The sequence below is a fragment of the Streptomyces mesophilus genome, assembly GCF_011044995.1.
Taxonomy (GTDB): domain Bacteria; phylum Actinomycetota; class Actinomycetes; order Streptomycetales; family Streptomycetaceae; genus Streptomyces; species Streptomyces mesophilus.
Genome location: NZ_JAAKZW010000009.1, coordinates 24,213 through 46,397, shown reverse-complemented (window position 1 = coordinate 46,397; position 22,185 = coordinate 24,213). Strand labels below are relative to the sequence as shown.

General features: G+C 70.0%; 18 protein-coding genes. 11 read left to right on the top strand and 7 right to left on the bottom strand.

The window, feature by feature from the left end:
* Positions 1 to 124 precede the first annotated feature (124 nt).
* Positions 125 to 955: a PaaX family transcriptional regulator gene (locus G6045_RS05255; RefSeq protein ID WP_328707655.1), complete on the top strand. Its 831-nt coding sequence runs from the start codon at positions 125 to 127 to the stop codon at positions 953 to 955.
* On the opposite strand, the gene G6045_RS05250 is transcribed toward G6045_RS05255, so the two are convergent.
* The 6 genes from G6045_RS05250 to xylB all read right to left on the bottom strand — a co-directional run bounded on the left by G6045_RS05250 (position 939) and on the right by xylB (position 7,983).
* Positions 939 to 1,808 (bottom strand): IclR family transcriptional regulator, encoded by an 870-nt coding sequence (locus G6045_RS05250; protein ID WP_165330613.1) that lies wholly within the window; start codon positions 1,806 to 1,808, stop codon positions 939 to 941. The two genes, G6045_RS05255 and G6045_RS05250, sit on opposite strands and share 17 nt — an antisense overlap.
* 108 nt (positions 1,809 to 1,916) lie before the next feature.
* The gene (locus G6045_RS05245) at positions 1,917 to 2,852 is read right to left on the bottom strand and encodes a PDR/VanB family oxidoreductase (RefSeq protein ID WP_165330612.1); all 936 of its coding nucleotides are present in this window, start codon (positions 2,850 to 2,852) and stop codon (positions 1,917 to 1,919) included.
* Positions 2,849 to 3,007, bottom strand: a complete 159-nt coding sequence (locus tag G6045_RS05240) for a hypothetical protein (RefSeq protein ID WP_165330577.1) — start codon at positions 3,005 to 3,007, stop codon at positions 2,849 to 2,851. The genes G6045_RS05245 and G6045_RS05240 overlap by 4 nt, the downstream gene beginning before the upstream one ends.
* A 41-nt stretch (positions 3,008 to 3,048) precedes the next feature.
* Positions 3,049 to 4,074, bottom strand: coding sequence for an aromatic ring-hydroxylating dioxygenase subunit alpha (locus tag G6045_RS05235; protein ID WP_165330611.1), 1,026 nt, complete (start codon positions 4,072 to 4,074; stop codon positions 3,049 to 3,051).
* Between the two features lie 143 nt (positions 4,075 to 4,217).
* Positions 4,218 to 6,437 carry an alpha-xylosidase gene (gene yicI / locus G6045_RS05230; protein ID WP_165330610.1) on the bottom strand — a complete coding sequence of 740 codons (2,220 nt, stop codon included), beginning with the start codon at positions 6,435 to 6,437 and terminating at the stop codon, positions 4,218 to 4,220.
* A gap of 64 nt (positions 6,438 to 6,501) precedes the next feature.
* On the bottom strand, positions 6,502 to 7,983 hold the full coding sequence (gene xylB / locus G6045_RS05225) for a xylulokinase (RefSeq protein ID WP_165330609.1): 1,482 nt from the start codon (positions 7,981 to 7,983) through the stop codon (positions 6,502 to 6,504).
* A 272-nt stretch (positions 7,984 to 8,255) separates the two neighbouring features.
* Here xylB and xylA point away from each other — a divergent pair, with 272 nt between their 5' ends.
* From xylA to G6045_RS05200, 5 genes are all read left to right on the top strand, one after another.
* Positions 8,256 to 9,422, top strand: coding sequence for a xylose isomerase (gene xylA, locus G6045_RS05220; protein WP_165330608.1), 1,167 nt, complete (start codon positions 8,256 to 8,258; stop codon positions 9,420 to 9,422).
* Between the two features lie 177 nt (positions 9,423 to 9,599).
* Entirely contained in the window at positions 9,600 to 10,883 is a 1,284-nt protein-coding gene (locus tag G6045_RS05215) for an ABC transporter substrate-binding protein (RefSeq protein ID WP_165330607.1), read from the top strand.
* A 14-nt stretch (positions 10,884 to 10,897) separates the two neighbouring features.
* Positions 10,898 to 11,860, top strand: a complete 963-nt coding sequence (locus G6045_RS05210) for a carbohydrate ABC transporter permease (RefSeq protein WP_165330606.1) — start codon at positions 10,898 to 10,900, stop codon at positions 11,858 to 11,860.
* A gap of 5 nt (positions 11,861 to 11,865) precedes the next feature.
* Entirely contained in the window at positions 11,866 to 12,696 is an 831-nt protein-coding gene (locus G6045_RS05205) for a carbohydrate ABC transporter permease (RefSeq protein ID WP_165330605.1), read from the top strand.
* 8 nt (positions 12,697 to 12,704) lie between these two features.
* Positions 12,705 to 14,120: a GH1 family beta-glucosidase gene (locus G6045_RS05200; protein WP_165330604.1), complete on the top strand. Its 1,416-nt coding sequence runs from the start codon at positions 12,705 to 12,707 to the stop codon at positions 14,118 to 14,120.
* Between the two features lie 102 nt (positions 14,121 to 14,222).
* On the opposite strand, the gene G6045_RS05195 is transcribed toward G6045_RS05200, so the two are convergent.
* A complete protein-coding gene (locus G6045_RS05195; RefSeq protein WP_165330603.1) occupies positions 14,223 to 15,521 on the bottom strand; it encodes an ROK family transcriptional regulator in 1,299 nt (432 codons plus the stop codon).
* A 160-nt stretch (positions 15,522 to 15,681) separates the two neighbouring features.
* On the opposite strand from G6045_RS05195, the gene G6045_RS05190 reads away from it, so the two are divergent.
* Genes G6045_RS05190 through G6045_RS05170 form a run of 5 tightly spaced genes read left to right on the top strand, consistent with a single transcriptional unit; the run spans position 15,682 to position 22,121 of the window.
* Positions 15,682 to 16,980, top strand: a complete 1,299-nt coding sequence (locus G6045_RS05190; protein ID WP_165330602.1) for an ABC transporter substrate-binding protein — start codon at positions 15,682 to 15,684, stop codon at positions 16,978 to 16,980.
* A complete protein-coding gene (locus G6045_RS05185) occupies positions 16,977 to 17,951 on the top strand; it encodes a carbohydrate ABC transporter permease (protein ID WP_165330601.1) in 975 nt (324 codons plus the stop codon). The genes G6045_RS05190 and G6045_RS05185 overlap by 4 nt, the downstream gene beginning before the upstream one ends.
* On the top strand, positions 17,948 to 18,769 hold the full coding sequence (locus G6045_RS05180; RefSeq protein WP_165330600.1) for a carbohydrate ABC transporter permease: 822 nt from the start codon (positions 17,948 to 17,950) through the stop codon (positions 18,767 to 18,769). Before G6045_RS05185 ends, G6045_RS05180 begins: the two co-directional genes overlap by 4 nt.
* Before the next feature lie 39 nt (positions 18,770 to 18,808).
* Positions 18,809 to 21,070 (top strand): alpha-xylosidase, encoded by a 2,262-nt coding sequence (gene yicI / locus G6045_RS05175; protein ID WP_165330599.1) that lies wholly within the window; start codon positions 18,809 to 18,811, stop codon positions 21,068 to 21,070.
* Positions 21,071 to 21,107: 37 nt separating this feature from the next.
* Positions 21,108 to 22,121: a LacI family DNA-binding transcriptional regulator gene (locus tag G6045_RS05170; RefSeq protein WP_165330598.1), complete on the top strand. Its 1,014-nt coding sequence runs from the start codon at positions 21,108 to 21,110 to the stop codon at positions 22,119 to 22,121.
* Positions 22,122 to 22,185: the final 64 nt, after the last annotated feature.

Genomic DNA, 22,185 nt, shown 5'->3' with positions numbered 1-22,185 from the left:
GTCTGCCGCACCCTCCCCGGCAACGCCCGGCGAAGAGGTAACCTGCCTGAAGTTAGGCGTGTTGGTCACGACCGTCAATAATCTGCCCAACATCATCTGCATCATCCGAAGGGGAGCGGAACAAGTGGACACAGATCCCGCCGGGGCACCTCCGCGGCTGCGGCCGCAGTCCCTGATGCTCACCTTTCTGGGCAACTACGTGCTGCGGCGCGACATCGCCGTCTTCTCCGGCAGCTTCATCGAGCTCTTCGGGCGCCTCGGTGTCAGCGAGCACGCGCTGCGCTCCACGCTGACCCGCATGGTCGGCAAGGATCTGCTCGCCCGTCACCGGCAGGGCCGGCGGATGCACTTCGGGCTCACCGACCGCTCGCGGCGCATCCTCATGGACGGGGAACAGCGGGTCTGGACCCATGGCGCGGTCAACGGCGACTGGGACGGATCCTGGACCGTGCTCGCGTTCTCCATGCCGGAGTCCTGGCAGAGCCGCCGGCACGAGCTGCGCTCGCGGCTGACCTGGGCCGGCTTCGGCTCGCTCGGCAACGGGATGTGGATCGCCCCCGCCGAGGTGGATGTGACTCCGATCGCCGCGGGACTCGGCCTGAACGGGCATATGAAGGTCTTCACCGGCGCAGCGCAGGAGCCGACGGACGTACCGTCGATGATCAAGGACGCCTTCGACCTCGACGGGCTGACGGAGAACTACCAGGCGTTCCTGGCCCGTTGGGACCGCCCGGACCCGCTGCCCGACGCCCCCGACGACCTGGCCAGGTTTCTCTGGATGACCACGGAATGGCTGCAACTGGTCCGCTTCGACCCCCGACTGCCCGTCGAGTACCTGCCCCAGGACTGGCCGGCGATCCGTGGCGAACACGTGCTGTGGGAGCTGCGGGCCCGCTACGAGGAGCCGGCGCGGCGCCTTGCGGACGAAGCCCTCGAGTTCATTCGGGTCGACTGAACTCGGGGCTCGCGCCGTTGAGTTGAGGGCCCCGGCGGACGGGTGCGCCCCGCGGGCCGATGCTCTGGCTGAGGCGGTCGGCCGAGTCCGGGGCGCGCAGCGCGCTCGGCGCGCCCAGGGCGCGGGAGATGCCGCGGACTCCCGCGCGTACGGCGGGGATGAGGGCGCGCGGCTCGGCACCCTCGGCCGGGACCACGATCGACACCGCGGCCACCACCGTGTCGTCCGGCCCGTGCACGGGCGCGGCCACCGACAGTGCCACCAGCTCGACCTGCCCGTCACTGACCGCCACCCCGGTCCGCCGCACCTCGGCGAGTACCTGGCGCAGCCGCTCCCCGGAACAGATCGTCTTCTCGGTGAAGCGCTGCAACGGACCGGCGTACGCACGTTCCTGCGTGGCCCGGTCCGCATGCGCGAGCAGCACCAGGCCCACTCCGGTCGCGTGCGCGGGGAAGCGGCCGCCGACCCGGGTGAACACATGGACGGCGTTCCGGCCCGAGAGCCGCTCCAGATAGATCACCTCAAGGCCGTCGAGCACCGCGAGTTGCACGTTCTGGTGGGTCGCCTCGTACAGGTCCTCCAGAAACGGCAGCGCGGCCTCCCGCAGCGCAGGGCCGCGCGGGGCGAGCGAGGCGACTTCCCACAGCCGCAGGCCGATCCGGTAGATCCCGTGCGCGTCGCGTTCGAGCGCGCCCCAGGCGACCAGCTCGCCGGCGAGGCGGTGCGCGGTCGGGGGCGGCAGACCGGTCCGCCTGCTGATCTCCGCCAGGGAAAGGCCGGGCCGCTCCGGCGTGAACGCGTCCAGGATCCCGAGCGCCCGCCGGGTCACCGAAGGCCGGGCGGGCTTGTCCATCGCCGTCTCCGCTCCGTCGCGTCCGTGGCGTCCCTATCAGGGCATCCATGGCTTCCCGGGCTCCCTGTGCGCGCAGGGCTTCCAGGGCGACGGAGTCTACGGCGGACGTCAAAGATCGAGAAGGAGTCGCGACGAATGGGCGCGCGAGACGCAGATCATCATGAACTCCCCGCCCGCCCGCTCCTCTTCGGTGAGCACCGCGTCGCGGTGGTCGGGGACCCCGCCCAGGATCTCGGTCTCGCAGGTGCCGCAGGTGCCCTCGCGGCAGGACGACAGGGCGGTGACGCCGGCCGCCTCCACCGTTTCGAGGATGGAGCGGCCGGCGGGTACCTTCAGCGTCAGACCGCTGCGGGCGAGCTCCACCTCGAACCCCTCGTCCTCCTCGGCCTCGTCCACCGGCTTCGGCGTGAACCGCTCGACCCGCAGGGCCCCTTGGGGCCAGCGGGCGCAGCGTTCCTCCACGGCGGCCAGGAGCGGCTCGGGGCCGCAGCAGTAGACCAGGGTGTCCGGCAGCGGTGTGCCGAGCAGGCCGTCGAGATCGAGCAGCCCGGTGGTGTCCTGCGGCCGGATCCGCACCCGGTCGCCGTACCGGGCCAGCTCGGTGCGGAAGGCCATCGACGCCGTGCTGCGGCCTCCGTACTCCAGACGCCAGTCCGCTCCGGCCGCATCGGCCGCCGCCACCATCGGCAGGATCGGTGTGATCCCGATGCCTCCCGCGAGGAACAAGTAGCTTGGAGAGGCGGCGAGTTGGAAGTGGTTACGGGGCCCCTCGGACGTCAGCCGCACACCGGGCCGCAGCCGTTCGTGGACCTGGGCCGAACCTCCGCGCCCGTCCGGCTCGCGCAGCACGGCCACGCGCCAGGACTCCGTATCGGCGGGGTCCCCGCACAAGGAGTACTGGCGGACCAGGCCGTCGGCGAGCCGCAGGTCGATATGCGCACCGGGCTCCCAGGGCGGCAGCGGTCCGCCGGCCGCCCGGCGCAGGGTCAGGGCCACCACGTCCTCGGCCACCGCCTCGCGGTCCGCGACGACGACCTCGATCACCGCGCCTCCGGGCCGTGGTCGGGATGGGCGAGCAGTCGGTTCCAGACACCGATGGGGTCCTCGGCGCGGACGACGGCCCCGCAGTGACAGGTGCCGGTGAGAATGTCCGAGCCCGGCTGCCAGAACACCTGGAACCCGCGCTTCACGCCTGGCACTTGGAACCCGCCTTTCATGTCCGGCACCCGGCCCTCGGACGTCACGACTGCTCGATCAGCCGGTGCAGCATCCGCCGTGCGGCCAGGCCTCCGGTGTCGATGTTGATGCTGAGCTCCTGGTACCCCTCGGGTTCGGCGGCGATGGCCTGTTCGAGGAGGTTGAGGGCGGTCACGTCCTGGAGCACCACGGTGCGGTTGCTCTCGGCGAGAAAGGCCGAGACCTCCTCGTCGTCGCGCGCGAAGTCCCGGGCCACCATCCAGAAGTCGAAGGTGCTGTGCTCGGTCTCCGGAGTGATCGCGTAGACGATCTCCGCGTGGTTCGCCGCGCTGTCGTCGCCGTCGGGGCCCGGTTCCAGACCGGTCGGGGCGATCCGGCTGTGCAGCAGATACAGACAGGGCGGGCGGTACTCGATGTCCTGCCACCGGTCGATACGCCCCTTGATCCCGGTGGAGTTGGCGTAGAACGGCGGGCACTCGACGTCCTTCATCCGGCGCCTCGCGTACACCACACCGGCGTCCTCGTCGGTCTCCGTGGTGATGGGGGTCTGGGCGACCTCGGGCGTGCCGATGTATCCGGCGTGCAGATAGGTCTCGTGGGAGAGGTCCATCAGGTTGTCCACGAGCAACTCGTAGCGGGCGGCGAGGGGTTCCATCCCGCGGACCGTCGTGTAGTCGGGCGAGTCCAGCCAGGGCGCACGGGGGATGGCGGCGGAGTCGGCCGCGGCGGCGTCCCCGATCCACACCCAGATCAGGGAGTCCTGCTCCACGACCGGATACGAGGGGACGCGGGCCGTCCGCGGAACGCGTGACTGGCCCGGCACGGCCACACAGGAACCGTCGGGGTCGTAGGTGAAGCCGTGGTAGCCGCACACGACCCGGTCGCCGACCCTGCTGCCCGCCGACAGCGGATAGCGGCGGTGCACACAGCGGTCCGCCATGCCCACCACACGTCCGTCCGCCGTCCGGTAGAAGAGGATGGGCTCACCGCAGATGGTCCGCCCGAACAGAGCGTCCCCGATGTCCTCGCCGTACGCGGCGACGTACCACTGGTTACGTGCGAAGGGCATGGCTTCGGCTCCCCATGGTCGACGGACCTGCCTGCGGTCCATCTCACCGGTGAACTGCCCCTGTGCCTACGGGGATTCCGTTCAATGGAAACCGGGTTCGGGTCCGACGCGCCGCGCCGGACCCGAACCGTTCGGCGCCCGGTTCACAGCTCCGTGACGGACGGAGCCGGCACCCCCTCGGACGCCGACGCGGTCACGCCCGCCTGCCGGGTCACCCGGTACACGGCGGCGGGGCGGCCGTCGTGGTCGGGGACCGTGACGGTCACGTCCTGCGCGTCGGGCGTGACCAGGAGCGTGAGGCCCTCGGTCCAGTCGCCGTCCGGCCGCCGCTCGTCCGCCGCCAACGGCAGGACGGCGCCGGGCCGTACGTACAGCGGGAGGCCCTCAAAGCCGTGCGTCTCGCGGCGCCAGGCCGGGCCCTGCACCTTCTCGCCGGTCAGCAGGTGCGTCCAAGTGCCCTCCGGCAGATAGAACTCGACGTCGCCGTCGGCGGAGAAGACGGGCGCCACGAGCACATCGGGACCCAGCATGTACTGGCGGTCGAGCGCGCGGGCCGTCGGGTCCTCGGGGAACTCCAGGAGCATCGGCCGCATCAGCGGCACACCGGCTCCGTGCGCCTCGGTCGCCGCGCCGTACAGATACGGCATGAGCCGGTGCTTCAGCTTGGTGAACTTCCGCGCCACGTCGACCGCTTCGTCCCCGAACTCCCACGGCACGCGGTACGAGCTCGACCCGTGCAGCCGGCTGTGCGAGGAGAGCAGGCCGAAGGCGAGCCAGCGCTTGAAGACCGCCGGGTCGGGCGTGCCCTCGAAACCGCCGATGTCGTGCGACCAGAAGCCGAAGCCGGACAGGGAGAGCGACAGACCCCCGCGCAGCGATTCGGCCATCGCGCCGAACGACGACCAGCAGTCGCCGCCCCAGTGCACGGGGAACTGCTGTCCGCCCGCCGTCGCGGACCGCGCGAAGAGGACCGCCTCGCCCAACCCCCGTTCCTTCTGGAGGAGTTCGAAGACGACCTGGTTGTACAGCTGCGTGTAGTAGTTGTGCATCCGCTCCGGATCGGAGCCGTCGTACCAGACGACGTCCGTGGGAATGCGCTCGCCGAAGTCCGTCTTGAAGCAGTCGACGCCCTGGTCGAGCAGCACCTTCAGCTTCGCCTGGAACCAGGCGCTCGCGTCCGGGTTCGTGAAGTCGACGAGCGCCATGCCCGCCTGCCACAGGTCCCACTGCCAGATGTCGCCGTTCGCCTGCTTCACGAGATACCCGAGCTCCGCGGCCTCGTCGAACAGGGCGGACTTCTGGGCGATGTACGGATTGATCCACACGGAGATCTTCAGGCCCCGCTCCTTGAGCCGGGCCAGCATGCCGACCGGGTCCGGGAAGACCTCCGGGTCCCAGGTGAAGTCGGACCACTGGTACTCGCGCATCCAGAAGCAGTCGAAGTGGAAGACGCTCAGCGGGATATCGCGCTCGGCCATCTGGTCGACGAACTTCGTCACCGTCGCCTCGTCGTACTGCGTGGTGAACGACGTCGTCAGCCATAGCCCGAACGACCACGCGGGCGGCAGCGCCGGGCGTCCGGTGAGCGCGGTGTAGCGGCGCAGTACGTCCTTCGGGGTCGGTCCCGCGACGACGTAGTACTCGAGCGACTGGTCCTCGACACTGAACTGCATCTGGCCCACCGACTCGGAGCCGATCTCGTACGAGACCCTCCCCGGGTGCTTCACGAACACGCCGTACGCGCCCGCGGGGGAGACATGCAGGCTGAACGGGACGTTCTTGTAAGCCTGTTCGCTGCTCGTGCCGCCGTCGGCCTGCCACATGTCGACGACCTGGCCGTTCCTGATGAACGGCGTGAAACGCTCACCGAGACCGTAGACCTGCTCACCGACGCCGAGGGCCAGCTGACCGGCCATGTGGTGGGCGCCGTCACCGGTGGTGAAGAAGGCGGTGCCCTTGCGGCCGGCCGAGGTCACCTCGCGGCCGTCCGCATCGCGGAAGGACAGCGTCCAGGGGGCTGTGGTGTCCAGACGCACCGACAGGGCACCGCTCGTCAGCTCGACGACCTCGCCGTCCCGGCGCACCTGGCCGACGGACGCGTCGCCGCCGGGCAGTTCGAAGTCGGGTCCTGTGCTGCGCCGGCCCGCCAGATGTGTCGTACGGACGCCGATGACGCCCTCGGCGGGGGAGAAGCAATCGGTGGTGAGGAGCGGGGAGTTGAGGGTGTCGCCGCGGCGCTCGACCCGCTTGACGGCGGCGTACGCGGTGAAGCGGTCGGCGTCCGCGCGGATGTCGCGGACCTCGGTGGCGTACGAGGCCTGGACCCCGTCGCGCATCAGCCAGAAGCCATCGGTGAACTTCATGATCTTCCCAGGGGAGCAGGGGTGGGTCGGGTCTTCGGCGGTATTACGGGTCGGCTGCGCCGGATCAGCTCAGCAAGGCGGGCGTCGCCCGTTCCAGGGCGTCGGACAGGCGGCGCCAGGCCGACAGGTCGCGGGGGAGGGCGGGGAGCAGCGTGCCGCGGCCGGTGTCCCATGCGGTGGCGATGGCGACCGGGTCGTGGCCGCTGACGGCTCCGGCGGCCAGGGCGGCGGCGCCGAGCGCCACCAGTTCCTCGGCCTCGGGTACGAGCACGGGGCGGCCGGACAGCCGGCGCACGGTCTCCGCCCAGGCGCGGCCCCGCGCACCGCCGCCGATCAGACGGACCGGGCGTGCGGCCGCCCCGGGGGCGTCGGGGTCGAGACCGCAGGCGCGCAGCAGCTCGTCGAGGGCGCGCAGCAGGGTGAACGCGGCGCCCTCGTAGGCTGCGCCGAGGATCTGCCGGCCGCTCGTGGCGTGCCGGAGTCCCATCAACAGGCCGGCCGCGTGCGGGAGATCGGGGGTGCGCTCGCCGTCGAGATACGGCAGCAGCACGACCTCGCCGCCCGGCTCGGCGTCCTCGCGGTCCAGACCGAGCAGCTCCGCGATCCGGTCGACGGCGAGCGTGCAGTTCAGCGTGCAGGCCAGCGGAAGATACGTACCGTCGGCCGCGGCGAAGCCGGCGAGGGCCTCGGACGCGGGCCGGGCGCGGGTCGCGGCGAACACCGTGCCGGAGGTGCCGAGGCTGAGCACGGGATGGTCCAGGAGTCCGGCGCCGCCCAGGCCGAGCCCCACCGCCGCCGCCATGTTGTCGCCGGTGCCCACGCCCACCGCGATGCCCTCGGGCAGGCCGAGCTGCTCGGCGGCGCGCGCGGTGAGCGAACCCGCGCGTGATCCGCCGCCGGGGGCGAGCGCGGGCAGCAGCTCGGGTGCGAGTCCGATGAGGTCGAGGACCTCCGGGTCGTACGCGCCCGTGGCCGTGGAGTACCAGCAGGTGCCCGAGGCGTCACCGGGGTCGGTGAGCGCGACGCCGCACAGGCGCTCGGTGAGGAAGTCATGGGGCAGCCGTACCGCGGCCACCGCGAGGTCGGGTTCGTTCTCCCGCAGCCACTGCCATTTCGCGGCGGTCATCGAGGCGACGGGCACGGTGCCGGTGCGCTCGAGCCAGGCCCGCGCGCCGCCGAGCCGTTCGGTCAGGGCGGCGGCCTGCGGGGCGGCGCGGGTGTCGTTCCAGAGCATCGCGGGGCGCAGCGGACGGCCCTGCGCGTCGAGGACGACGAGGCCGTGCTGCTGCCCGGCGACCGCGATGCCGGTCACCGCCTCGGGAGTGACACCGGCCTCCTTCAGGCCGGCCGCGACGGCGTCGCGCAGCGCCGACCACCACAGCTCCGGGTCGCTCTCGCGCGCGCCGTGCTCTCCGGTCACCGAGTGCGGGGCGCGGCCCACGGCCAGCAGGCGTCCGGTGCCGGCGTCCGTGACGGCCGCCTTCGTGGACTGCGTCGAACTGTCCACCCCGATCACGACTGCAAAAGGCGGTGATGACGGTGGCATGGCGCCTCTCCACTTGCTTGCGATCCTGAAGGCAAAGCTTCTCTGGGCGCCATTTGATCGTACAGAAAACAAAAGGGCAAGGGGTCGGGGTCTAGGAATCATCGAAGCGCTTCGATCCTTCTTACAGCTGGTGATTGAGGGTGCGCTCGGGGTCATCTGAGCTCAAGGGTCTAGCGCTTCGACGCTTCATCGCGTATTAGTCATGTCAGAAAACAAACAGCTCGGTGAACACCGGGCCGACGCGAAGCACGTGAGCAGCAAAGGGCCGCAGCATGTCCGATCGCTTCACCCCCGCCTTTGACGACAAGTTCACCTTCGGTCTGTGGACCGTCGGATGGCGTGGCAACGACCCCTTCGGCGACGCCACCCGCCCCGCCCTCGACCCCGTCGAGTCGGTGCGCCGCCTGGCCGAACTCGGCGCGCACGGCGTCACGTTCCACGATGACGACCTGATCCCTTTCGGCGCCTCCGCCAGTGAGCGGGACGCGATCGTCAAGCGGTTCCGCGCCGCTCTGGACGAGACAGGCCTCGTCGTGCCGATGGCGACGACGAACCTGTTCACGCACCCGGTCTTCAAGGACGGCGGCTTCACCGCCAACGACCGCGATGTGCGCCGCTATGCGCTGCGCAAGACGATCCGCAATATCGACCTCGCGGTCGAGCTCGGCGCACGGACCTATGTCGCCTGGGGCGGCCGCGAAGGCGCCGAGTCCGGCGGCGCCAAGGACGTGCGCGACGCCCTCGACCGTATGAAGGAGGCCTTCGACCTCCTCGGCGACTACGTGACGCAGCAGGGCTACGACCTGAAGTTCGCCATCGAGCCCAAGCCGAACGAGCCCCGCGGCGACATCCTCCTGCCGACCATCGGTCACGCCCTCGCGTTCATCGAGCGGCTCGAGCGCCCCGAACTCGTGGGCGTGAACCCCGAGGTGGGCCATGAGCAGATGGCGGGCCTGAACTTCCCGCACGGCATCGCCCAGGCGCTGTGGGCGGGCAAGCTCTTCCACATCGACCTCAACGGCCAGACCGGTATCAAGTACGACCAGGACTTCCGCTTCGGCGCCGGTGACGTACGCCAGGCGTTCTGGCTCGTCGACCTCCTGGAGACGGCCGGATACGAGGGCCCGCGGCACTTCGACTTCAAGCCGGTGCGCACCGACGGGTTCGACGGCGTGTGGGAGTCCGCGAAGAACTGCATGCGCAACTACCTGATCCTCAAGGAGCGGGCGGCCGCGTTCCGCGCCGACCCCGAGGTGCAGGAGGCGCTGCGCACCTCCCGGCTCGACGAGCTCGCCCGGCCCACCGCCGACGGGCTCGCCGAACTCCTCGCGGACAAGGGCGCGTTCGAGGAGTTCGACGTGACGGCCGCAGCCGAGCGGTCGATGGCCTTCGAGCGCCTCGACCAGCTCGCCATGGACCACCTGCTCGGCGTCCGCTGACGCCGCTCACTTCAGGCGATTCGGCAGCTGGACGTTTCGACGTCCCGTGAGGCCGATCCCTTCGCGACACGGCCGGTACGGCGCAGGCCGGAGCCGTACCGGGCCACCGCGAACACCCCGACGGGACACGGGCGTTCCGTCGGGGCCGGCCACCCCTCCCAGGCAAGGGCAACCACCGTGACAGCAGTTCCTCCTCCGGACGCGACGCGTGCCAGGCGCCGACGCTCCGGCCGACTGGTCCGACGGGGCCGACGAGTCGCAGCCCCGCTCACCGTTGTCTCCGCGCTCCTCGCCACCGCCGCCCTCGCGGGCTGCGGACAGCAGCGCGACCCCGATGTCTACACCGTGCTCAACTCGTCGACCGACGACTCGTATCACAGCTGGGACGCGGCCACCCTGAAGCGGTGCAGCGCGAAGCTCGGCATCACCATCGAGCAGCAGAGCGTGCCCGCGCCGCAGGTGATGACGAAGTCCCTGCGCATGGCGTCGTCCAAGTCGCTCCCGGACGTCATCCAGTTCGACGCCTCCGAGATGCCGACGTTCGCCGAGGCCGGCGGCCTGATCGACCTGCGCACGCTGGGTCTTTCGACCAAGGACATACCCGAGGGCATCGTCGACTTCGGCTCCTACGAGGGCACGTACTACGGGGCCGCGCGCACGGTGAACACCCTTGCCCTGTTCTACAACAAGGACATCCTCGACAAGGCCGGACTCGAAGTCCCCTCCACCTGGGACGAGATGAGGGACACGGCGAAGCAGCTCACGCAGGGCAAGCAGTACGGCATCGCCCTGAGCGCGGGCGGCGCGGAGGACGGCGTCTTCCAGTTCACGCCGTTCATGTGGTCCAACGGCGGTGACGAGCGGGAGCTCGACTCGAAGAACGTCGCCGAGGCGCTCGACTACTGGAAGGGCCTCATCAAGGACGGCTCCCTGTCCAAGTCGACCGTCAACTGGACCCAGGCCGACGTCAACGACCAGTTCATGGCCGGCAACGCCGCCATGATGATCAACGGTCCGTGGCAGGTGGAGACCCTCAACACCAAGAAGAACCTGGACTGGGGCATCGCGCAGATTCCCGTCCCGAAGGCGGGCGACGACTCGGTCGGCCCGCTCGGCGGCGCCATCCTCACCGTGCCCAACACCGGTGACACGGCCCGTGAGAAGACCGCCGCGAAGATCGTCGGGTGCATGTCCTCCGAGCAGGAGCAGATCACCTACGCGCGCAACAGCTGGATGGTGCCCGCCAACGCGAAGGCCGCCGCGATCTGGCGCAAGGAAGTGCCCGAACTCGACGCGCTCGCCGACCAGGTGGCCACCGCCCGCTCGCGCACCACGCAGGTCGGGGCCGGCTGGGCCTCCGTATCGCTGGCCCTGCAGAGCGCCTTCCAGTCGGCGCTCACCGGTCAGGACAGCGCGGCCGCGCTGAAGAAGGCGCAGGCCCGCGCCGCGAGCGGGAACTGAGGGGACTCACGAACATGTCGACCACCACGGCTTCACCGCCCGCCGCCGCTACGGCCGCCGAGAACGCCACCGCCACGAAGCAGCCCGACCCGCTGCGCGCACGGCGCCGGCGCAGGCTCTCCCAGTGGGGCTTCATCGCCCCCGCCGTCGTCTTCATGCTGCTGTTCTTCGGCTACCCGCTCGTCCGCAACATCGTGATGAGCTTCCAGGACTTCTCGCCGTCCACGTTCTTCGACGGCAAGGCACCCTTCAACGGCACCGACAACTGGAGCAAGGTCTTCCAGGACGACCTCTTCGGCAAGGCGCTCTGGCACACCATCGTCTTCACGATCGGGTCCCTGATCGGCCAGTTCGGCATCGGACTCGCGCTCGCCGTCTTCTTCACGAAGAAGTTCCCGCTCAACGGGTTCCTGCGCTCCCTGATCCTGCTGCCCTGGCTCGTCCCGATGGTCGTCTCCGGCATCGTGTGGCGGCGCATCCTCGACCAGGACACCGGCGTCCTCAACTCCCTTTTCGACACCCTCGGGTTCGGCGGCAGCACCCCCTGGCTGACCAGTCCGGGCATGGCCCTGTTCTCCGTGATCATGGTGAACATCTGGATCGGCATCCCGTTCAACATGGTCATCCTCTACGGCGGACTCCAGGAGATACCCAAGGAGCTGCACGAGGCGGCCGCCCTGGACGGTGCCTCGGCCTGGCGCACCTTCCGGTCCGTCACGCTGCCCCTGCTCAAGCCCGTCATCACGGTCGTGCTCGTGCTCGGGTTCATGTCGACGGTGAAGATCCTCGATCTGATCCTCGCCCTCACCGACGGCGGACCCGCCGACTCCACCCAGACGCTCGGCACCCTCACGTACCAGAACTCCTTCGTCCAGCTGGACTTCGGCGCGGGCGCCGTCGTCGGCAACGTGCTCATTCTGATCTCCGCCGTCTTCGCGGTGTTCTACCTGCGGGCCAACCGCTCCGAGGGGAAGTGACCGGCATGGCAACCGTCACCGTGACCAGCAAGCCGAAGCGCCGCTGGGGCGCCACCGTCGCAGGCGTCGTGATCCTGTGCACGATGCTGTTCCCGCTGTACTGGATGGTCAACACGGCCCTTCAGCCCGACTCCGGACTCCTCGAAGTCTCCCCGGTTCCGGGGTCGTTGGACCTTTCCGGCTTCACCTCCGCGATCACCGAGCAGGGCGGCCATCTGCTGACCTCCCTCGTCGTCGCGCTCGGCGCCGTCGCCATCTGCCTGGCGGTCGCGGCGCCGGCCGCGTACGGGCTCGCGCAGTTCCGGCTGCCCGGCACGAAGAGCATCGTCTTCGGCACGCTGATCACCCAGATGGTGCCGGGCATCGTCATCGCCAACGCCCTCTACAGCGCGTACGTCGATCTCGGCCTGGTCAACTCCTACTTCGGCCTGATGCTCGCCGACGCCTCGCTCGGCATCCCCTTCGCCATCGTCCTGATGCGCTCGTTCATGGTGGCCATCCCCAAGGAGGTCATCGAGGCGGCGGAGGTGGACGGCGCGGGCAAGCTGCGCACGTTCCTCCAGGTGGTGCTGCCGATGAGCCGTAACTCCCTCATCACGGCCGGGCTGTTCGCTTTCCTGTACGCCTGGAGCGACTTCATGTTCGCGCTCACGCTCAACACCACCGACGACGTCAAGCCCGTCACGCTCGGTATCTACCAGTACATCGGCGCCCACGTCGGCGACTGGGGCTCGGTCATGGCCGCCTCCGTCCTGTCGGCGATCCCGGCCGCCGTGCTGCTCGTCCTCGCCCAGAAGTACATCGCCGCCGGGATCACCGGCGGATCCGTCAAGTAAGGCTTTCCATGAGTGACTTGCCCGTGTTCCCCGAGGGCTTCGTGTTCGGCGCGGCGACCGCCTCGTACCAGATCGAAGGCGCCGCGTACGACGACGGCCGGGGCCCCTCCATCTGGGACACCTACAGCCACACGCCCGGCCGCACCGCGGGCGGCGACACCGGTGACGTGGCCTGCGACCACTACCACCGCTACGCCGAGGACATCGGGCTCCTGCGCGGGCTCGGCGTCGACTCGTACCGCTTCTCGATCGCCTGGCCGCGCATCCAGCCGACGGGGCAGGGGTCCGCCAACCAGAAGGGGCTCGACTTCTACTCGCGCCTGGTGGACGAGCTGTTGGAGGCGGGCATCGAGCCCGCCGCCACCCTCTACCACTGGGACCTGCCCCAGGCCCTCGAGACTCCATCCAATAGCGGCTCCGCCGCGGGAGGAGGTTGGCGGGTCCGGGAGACGGCCGAGCGGTTCGCCGAGTACACGGCGATCGTCGCCGAGCTCCTCGCCGACCGGGTGCCCCGCTGGATCACCCTCAACGAGCCCTGGTGCAGCGCGTTCCTCGGCTACTCGGTGGGCCGCCACGCGCCCGGCGCCCAGGAAGGCACCGGCGCGCTGGCCGCCGCCCACCACCTCCTCGTCGGCCACGGACTCGCCGTCAAGGCGCTGCGTGCGGCAGGCGTACGCGAGGTCGGCATCACGCTCAACCCCGACTTCAACGTGCCCGCCACCGACTCCGCCGCCGACCGGGCCGTCGCCCTGCGCGCCGACACCCAGCACAACCTGGTGTGGACGGACCCGATCCTGGCGGGCCGCTACCCGGAAGCGGAGCAGGACACCTGGGGCGAGCTCATCACCCGACAGGACTTCCGGCGCGACGGCGACCTCGAACTCATCGCCCAGCCCCTGGACTTCCTCGGCGTCAACTACTACCGGCCCACCCTCGTCGCCGACGCCCCCTACCGGGAGACCGACCCGGCGGTGCGCGTCGCCACCGACAACCGGTACGCGGAACGCCCCTGGCCGGACGTACGGCGCAACGCGATGGGCTGGCCCGTCGTACCCGAGACGTTCACCCAGCTGCTCACCGGCCTCAAGGACCGCTACGGCGACGCCCTGCCGCCGATCCACATCACGGAGAACGGCACCGCCGAGCACGACGAGGTCGCGGCGGACGGCGCCGTCCACGACACCGACCGGGTCACGTACCTGCACGACCACCTCACGGCCCTGCGTGCCGCGATGGACGCGGGCGTCGACGTGCGCGGCTACTACGTGTGGTCGCTGCTCGACAACTTCGAATGGGCCCTCGGCTACGCGAAGCGGTTCGGCATCATCCGGGTCGACTACGACACCCAGGAGCGCACCCCGAAGGACAGCTACCACTGGTACCGGAAGCTGATCGCCGCACACCAGGGCAGGCCGCAGAGCTGACCTGAAGCACACACCGGGACAGGCCCTACTGCCGACCTGTCCCAACTCTGACCCGGAGCGCGGGACCGGACCGGCGCCGCCATGCCCCGCTGAAGCAGGGCGTCAGTTGGTCCCGCGCTCCGCGTACGCCGCCGGATCCGCGAGCACCTCACGGATCACGCGCGCGGCCGCGCCGCGCGCCGCGTCCCCGGACGAGGACGAAGCGCGCAGCCGGCCGTTGCCGGGCGTCCACAGGCCCGACACCACCCGCGCCGTCAACTCCGCGTCCGCGGCCGGGGCCAGCCACGGCATCAGCCCGCGGAAGACACCGCCGAGCAGCACCGCGTCCGGATCGATGAGGTTCACAGCCCCCGAAAGCACCCGGCCCAGACGCCGCCCGGCGTCCTCGAGCGCCGCAAGGGCCTGCTTGTTCCCGTCCCGTGCCCGCGACTCCAGCTCCGCGACACCGGCCGCCCCCGAGCTCTCGTCGAGGCCCGCCGCCCGCAGCAGTGCGGCCTGACCCGCGTACTGCTCCAGACAACCGCGCGCCCCGCACCGGCACTCGGGCCCGTCCGCCTCCACCACGACATGCCCGATCTCGCCCGCGAACCCGTGGGCGCCGCGCAGCAGCCGGCCCCCAAGGACCAGCGCGCCGCCGATACCGATCTCGCCGGTCAGATAGATGAAGCTGGTCACGCGCCCGGTGCCGTCGTGGGCCGACGCGCCCTTGCCCGCGCCCTTCCCCGCACCGTCCCCCACGACGTCGCCGAACCACAGCTCGGCCATCGCCGCCAGATTCGCCTCGTTGTCCGCGCTGACCGGCAGCGCACGGTGCGCGGGACGCAGGGCGGACAGCGCCTGGGCGAACACGCCCTCGACGGCCACCCGGTTCCAGCCGAGGTTGGGTGCCTGCCGCACCGCGCCGCCGGACACCAGACCGGGCAGCGCCAACTCGGCCGCCACCGGCCGCAGTTCCTGCTCGGCGGCGGACTCCAGGGCGCGGGCCGCGATCCGCGCGGCCTGCGTCAGGACGGCGGTGGGCGCGGCCGCCCGGTTGTCGAGGCGCTCGACCAGCCGTACACGATCCGTGCCGGCGAGATCGACCACGCACACGGTGATGTAGTCGATGTTGATCTCGACGCCGAGCCCGGCGGGCCCGGTGCGCGCCATCTTCAGGACCGTGCCGGGCCGGCCCGCCTGGCCGCTGAACGTCTTGCCCCACTCGGTGAGGTATCCGTCGCCGAGCAGCTGGTCCACCAGGGAGGAGACCGCCGCCCGGGTCAGCCCGACCCGCCCGGCGACCGCGGCCCGGGTCGCCTCGCCCGCGTCGTGCACCGTACGCAGCACGAGACTCAGGTTGTGCCGGCGCAGGGTCGCCTTGTCGGCCTTGGGGGAGGTGGCGAACGGGTCACTGCTGTTCATCGTGGGCCGAGCCTAAGTGATATTCGATTTGTTCACGCCATTGACCTACTGCCGACACATCCCTACCTTGCTCCGTCGAAGCGATTCGACAGCAGTCATCGAATCGATTCGACGCACCCGCACTTCCTTCCGGCATTTCCCACTCCGATGGAGGCAGCCGATGTTGAAGGCACGGAGAAGGGCGCGCCTACTGGCGGCCGCCCTGGCAGGGATTCTTTCGATGAGCACGCTCGCCGCGTGCGGCGACGACGCAGGCGACAAGGAGTCCGGCAAGACGCTGCGGCTCTGGCACTACGAGGCGCCGGAGAGCGCCATGGGCAAGGCCTGGAACGAGGCCATCGCCGAGTTCAAGAAGACGCACCCGGACGTCAAGGTCGAGTTCGAGGCCAAGGGCTTCGAACAGATCCAGAAGACCGCCCCGCAGGTCCTGAACTCCGACAAGGCACCCGACCTGCTCGAGTACAACAAGGGCAACGCCACCACCGGGCAGCTGTCGAAGCAGGGGCTGCTCACCGATCTGACCGATGAGGCGAAGAAGCGCGGCTGGGACAAGACCGTCCCGCCCACCGTCGCCATCACCAGCAGGTACGACAAGGGCGTCATGGGCAAGGGCGCCTGGTACGGCGTGCCCAACTACGCCGAGTACACGATGGTCTACTACAACAAGGACCTGTTCACCGAGCACAAGGTCGACGTCCCGACCACGGTCGACGAGCTTGAGGACGCCCTCGCGACCTTCAAGGACGCCGGCCTCACCCCGTTCGCCAACGGCGGCGCCGAATACATAGCCCAGCAGTACGTCTACCAGCTCGCCCTCTCGCAGGCCGACCGCTCCTGGGTCGACGACTTCCAGATGAAGGGCAAGACCGACTTCTCCGACGCCGCCTGGACCTACGCCGCCGAGACCTTCGCCGACTGGGTCGACAAGGGCTATATCGCCAAGAGCTCCAGCGGCCTGAAGGCCGAGGACGCCGGCGTCTCCTTCATGCAGGGCAAGCACCCGATGTTCTTCTCCGGCAGCTGGTGGTTCGGCCGCTTCGCCGAGGAGGTGAAGAGCTTCGACTGGGACACCTTCATGTGGCCCGGCAGCAAGCTCACGCTCGGCTCGGGCGGCAACCTCTGGGTGGTGCCCGAAGGCGCCAAGAACAAGGAACTCGCCTACGACTTCATCGACATCACGATGAAGAAGCAGGCCCAGAACACCCTCGGCAACGCCGGCGGCGTCCCGGTCGCCGCGGACTCCTCCGCCATCACCGACGAGCGGGCGAAGAAGCTGATCGAGCAGTTCGACACGCTCGCGGGGAACGACGGCCTCGCGTTCTACCCGGACTGGCCGGCCAACGGCTTCTACGACAGCCTCGCCTCCGAGGTCCAGAAGCTGATCACGCAGAGCGCCGGGCCGGGTGACGTACTGAAGTCGCTCCAGTCCGAGTACGACGAGAACGTGCTGAAGGAATGACCGGCCTCGCCACCAAGGCCCCGGCAGGCGCCGACGGGGGTCCGACCCCCTCCCGTCGGCGCCGGGCGGGCGCCGGGCGCTCCCGGACGGACGGGTCGTACGCGCTGTACCTGCTGCCGGGCGCGCTCGCGTTCCTCGTCGTCATCGTCGTGCCGTTCGTCATGAACACCGGCATCAGCTTCACCGAGTGGTCGGGCGTCGGCACCCCGGAGTTCACGGGTCTGGACAACTACGAGAAGCTCATCGGCGACGAGGACTTCTGGGAGTCGTTCCGGCACAGTCTGGCGATGGTCGTGGCGATGGCGTTGGTGCCCACCGCCCTCGGACTCGTCCTCGCCTCCGCGCTCTTCGACGTGGTCGCCAAGCACGCCGGCAGCCGCTGGGCGTCGGCCCTGCGCGCCTGCTTCTATCTGCCGCAGGTGCTGCCGATCGCGGTCGCCGGCATCGTCTGGAGCTGGATCCTCGCACCCGAGAACGGCTCCCTTAACGATCTGCTCGGAGCAGTCGGCCTCGACTCGCTGCAGCAGGACTGGCTCGGTGATCCCGACTGGGCGCTGTACAGCGTCATGGCCGTGATGGTCTGGGTGCAGATCGGCTTCCCGCTGGTCATCTTCATGTCCGGACTGCAGCGCCTGGACCCGGCCCTGCACGAGGCGGCGGAGCTGGACGGCGCCGGCTGGTGGCGGCGGTTCTGGCACGTCACCCTGCCGCAACTGCGGCCGGAGATCGCGGTGGTGCTCCTGTGGTGCACGATCGCGGCCCTGAAGGTCTTCGGCATGGTGTACGTCCTGACCGGCGGCGGCCCCGGCGGGTCGACCAACGTGCCGTCCTACTTCGCGTACCAGAACTTCTTCGAGAACTTCCAGGCGGGCTACGGGGCCGCTGTCTCCACCGTCCTCACCATTCTCATCATGGTGCTGGCCCTCGTCGCGCTGCGCCTGCAGACCAGGGCGGAGGACGAGGCCGGATGACCGCCCTCAAGAAGTACCCCGTACTCGCGGCGCTCGTACTCGGCGCGCTGTTCATGGTCCTGCCGTTCGTGGTCGTGCTCATGAACGCGGTGAAGTCCCCCGAGGAGTACTCCTCCGACGGGCCGCTCAGCCTGCCCGACAGCGTGTACCTGGACGGTCTCGCCGACTTCTGGGAGCGCGTGGACTTCGGCGAGAAGCTGTGGAACTCCGTGCTGATCTCCGGCTCGGTGGCGGTGCTCGCCGTCGTGCTCTCCGTGTTCAGCGCGTACGCCATCGGCATCGGCCGGATCAAGGGACGGCCGTGGGTGCTCGCCTTCTTCGTCCTGGCGAACATGCTGCCGCAGGAGACCCTGGTCTACCCGATCTACTACCTCTCCAAGGAGGCCGGCCTCTACGACACCAGGCTCAGCGTCATCATCGTCTTCACGGTCATCCAGTCGGCCTTCGGCACCTATCTGCTCTCCTCCGTGCTCTCCGGTTTCCCGCGCGAGATCATCGAGGCCGCCCGGATCGACGGGGCCACCAAGTGGCAGGTCCTGTGGCGGGTCGTGGTGCCGGTCAGCCGGCCCACCATCGGCGTCCTTATGGTGCTGTTCTTCATCTGGACCTGGAACGAGTTCCTGCTGCCCCTGGTCATGCTCGTCTCCGACGACGTCCAGACCGTCTCCGTCGCCCTCGGTGTGCTGCAGGGCCAGCGCGACATGGACGCCACGATGACGAACGCCGCCGCGCTCCTCGGCGTGCTGCCCGCCATCGCCTTCTTCCTCCTCTTCCAGCGGACGCTGACCCGCGGCATCGCCGTGGGCGCGGTCAAGTGATCCCCGAACCCACCCCGGTACACCCCGAAAGGCGGCCGCATGAAGTTCACCGACGGCTACTGGATGCTGCGCAAGGGCGTGAGCGCCGCTCATCCGGTCGAGGTCCTCGACGTGACCGACGCCGAAGGCGGCACGCTCGAGATCCACGCCCCCACCCAGCCCATCCGGCACCGCGGCGATCTGCTGAAGGGCCCGGTCATGACGGTCTCGTGCCACTCGCCCCTGCCCGATGTGATCGGCGTGACCCTCACCCACTTCGACGGTGAGGTCGACCGGGGCCCGCACTTCGCCCTGGCCGAGGGCGACACGCACGCGCAGGTGTCGTACGACGACGGCCATGCGCTGCTCGTCGCGGGCAGCCTCGCCCTGCGGGTGTCGCGCGGCGGGCCCTGGCAGCTCGACTTCCTCACCACGGACGGGATGAAGCCGCTCACGTCCTCGGGCCCCAAGGCCATGGGCATCATGCAGACGGACAGCGGCGAGCACTATCTGCGCGAGCAGCTGAACCTCACGGTCGGCACCAACGTCTACGGGCTCGGCGAACGCTTCGGGCCGCTGGTCAAGAACGGCCAGGTGGTCGACATCTGGAACGCGGACGGCGGCACGGCCACCGAACAGGCCTACAAGAACGTGCCGTTCTACCTGACGGACGCGGGCTACGGCGTCTTCGTCGACCACCCCGGCCGGGTGTCCCTCGAGGTCGGCTCGGAGGCGGTCTCGCGGGTGCAGTTCAGCGTCGAGGGCCAGGACCTGACGTATTACGTCATCCACGGCCCGACCCCGAAGGAGATCCTGCGCAAGTACACCGCGCTCACCGGCCGGCCCGCGCTGCCGCCGGCCTGGTCGTTCGGGCTGTGGCTGTCGACGTCGTTCACCACCTCCTACGACGAGGAGACGGTGACGTCCTTCATCGACGGGATGGCGGAGCGCGAACTGCCGCTGTCCGTCTTCCACTTCGACTGCTTCTGGATGCGCGAGTTCAACTGGTGCGACTTCACCTGGGACCCGCGCGTCTTTCCCGACCCGCGGGGCATGCTTGCCCGCCTGAAGGAGAAGGGGCTGCGGATCTGCGTCTGGATCAACCCGTACATCGCGCAGCGCTCCCCGCTGTTCGCCGAGGGGCGTGAGGGCGGCTATCTCCTGAAGAAGCCGGACGGCAGCGTGTGGCAGTGGGACCTGTGGCAGCCGGGCATGGCCCTGGTCGACTTCTCCAACCCCCAGGCGCGTGCCTGGTACGCGGGCAAGCTGGAGGCGCTGCTCGAGATGGGCGTCGACTGCTTCAAGACCGACTTCGGCGAGCGGGTGCCCACGGACGTGGCCTACTTCGACGGCTCCGACCCGGAGCGGATGCACAACTACTACACGTACCTCTACAACCAGACGGTCTTCGACGTGCTGACCAAGCACCGCGGGGAGGCCGAGGCCGTGGTCTTCGCCCGTTCGGCGACCGCAGGCAGCCAGCAGTTCCCGGTGCACTGGGGCGGTGACTGCGAGTCCACGTACGAGGCGATGGCCGAGTCGCTGCGCGGCGGGCTCTCGCTCGGCCTGTCCGGCTTCGGCTACTGGAGCCACGACATCGGCGGCTTCGAAGGCACACCGTCGCCCGCCCTGTTCAAACGGTGGATCGCCTTCGGGCTCCTCTCCTCGCACTCGCGGCTGCACGGCTCGTCCTCGTACCGGGTGCCGTGGCTGTTCGACGAGGAGGCCGTCGACGTACTGCGCCTGTTCACCCGCCTGAAGCTGCGCCTCATGCCGTACCTCGACGCGGTCTCCCGCCAGGCGCACACCGAAGGCGTGCCGATGATGCGGGCGATGGTCCTCGAATTCCCGGACGACCCGGCGTGCACCCACCTGGAACGGCAGTACATGCTCGGCCCCGACCTCCTTGTCGCGCCGGTGTTCTCGGACGCGGGCGATGTCTCGTACTACGTGCCCGAGGGCACCTGGACGCATCTGCTGACCGGCGAGGAGGTGCAGGGGCCGCGCTGGGTGAAGGAGCGCCACGGCTTCGACAGCGCGCCGGTGCTCGTACGCCCGGGCGCGGTGCTGCCGGTGGGCGCCGTCGACGACCGGCCGGACTACGACCACGCGGACGGTGTGACGCTGCGTGCGTACGGGCTGCGCAGCGGCGAGCGGGTCGAACTGACCGTGGGCGGCGTGGACTTCACCGTCATACGAGAGGGCTCCACGGTACGGGCCTCGACGAGCGACACGAGCCGTCCGTGGGGGCTTCAGGTGGCGGGCGGTCCCGAGACGCGCGCCGAAGCCGGCACCGGGGCGGTCGTGGCGGAGCTGGGCTGAGCCGGGGTCCGTCCGACCAGTCGTCCAGGGGGAGTTGATGGTCAAGATCACCGATGTGGCCCGGCATGCCGGGGTGTCGCCGAGCACGGTCTCGTACGCGCTGAGCGGGAAGCGGCCGATCTCGGCGGAGACCCGGCAGCGCATCGAAGCCAGCATCCACACGCTCGGCTACCGGCCGCACGCCGGCGCCCGCGCGCTGGCCAGCAGCAGGTCCAACGTGCTCGCCCTGGTGGTGCCGTTCCGCACCGGGATGCATGTGCCGGTGGTCATGCAGTTCGCCGTGTCGGTGGTGACCGCGGCGCGCCGGCACGACCACGACGTGCTGCTGCTCACCCAGGAGGAGGGGGAGGAGGGGCTGAGGCGCGTCGCGGACACGGCGCTTGTCGACGCGCTGATCGTGATGGACGTCCAACTGCACGACGCCCGGCTGCCGTTGCTGCGGGCACTCGACCGGCCGAGCGTGCTCATCGGGTTCCCCGCCGAGCCGCGGGGGCTCACCTGCATCGACCTCGATTTCGAGGCGGCGGGCGGGGCGTGCGTGCGGCATCTGGCCGAGCTGGGCCACCGGTGCGTGGCGCTGGTCGGCTCGCCGCCCGAGGTCTACCTGCGGGAGACCGGTTTCGCCCAGCGCGTCACGCGCGGCTTCACCGCGGCCGCGGACGAGCGCGGACTCACGTCGACGGTCCATCCCTGCGAGGCAACGCAGGCGGCGGCGCGCGACATGGCGCAGCGGCTGCTGCGCGAACACCCGGGGCTGACCGGCCTCGTGGTGCACAACGAACCGCTGGTGCAGCCGCTCATCGACGCGTTCCGCGAGCTGGGCCTGCGGGTGCCCGATGACCTGTCGGTGGTGGCGATCTGCCCCGACGCGCAGGCCGAACAGGCGCCCCTGCCGGTGTCGAACGTGGCGGTTCCGTCGGCCGAGATCGGGGCCGAGGCGGTGGAGCTCCTGATGCACAAGCTGGAGCAGCTGCCCGTGCCCGAATCCACCCTGCTGCCCCCGCGGTTGACGCGCCGGCAGACCACGGCGCCGCGGTCCGCTTCGGGCTGAGGAGCGGTGTCCTGGGCCGCTTCCGCCGAGGGGCGGAGCGCCAGACGTACGTACGGCAATACCG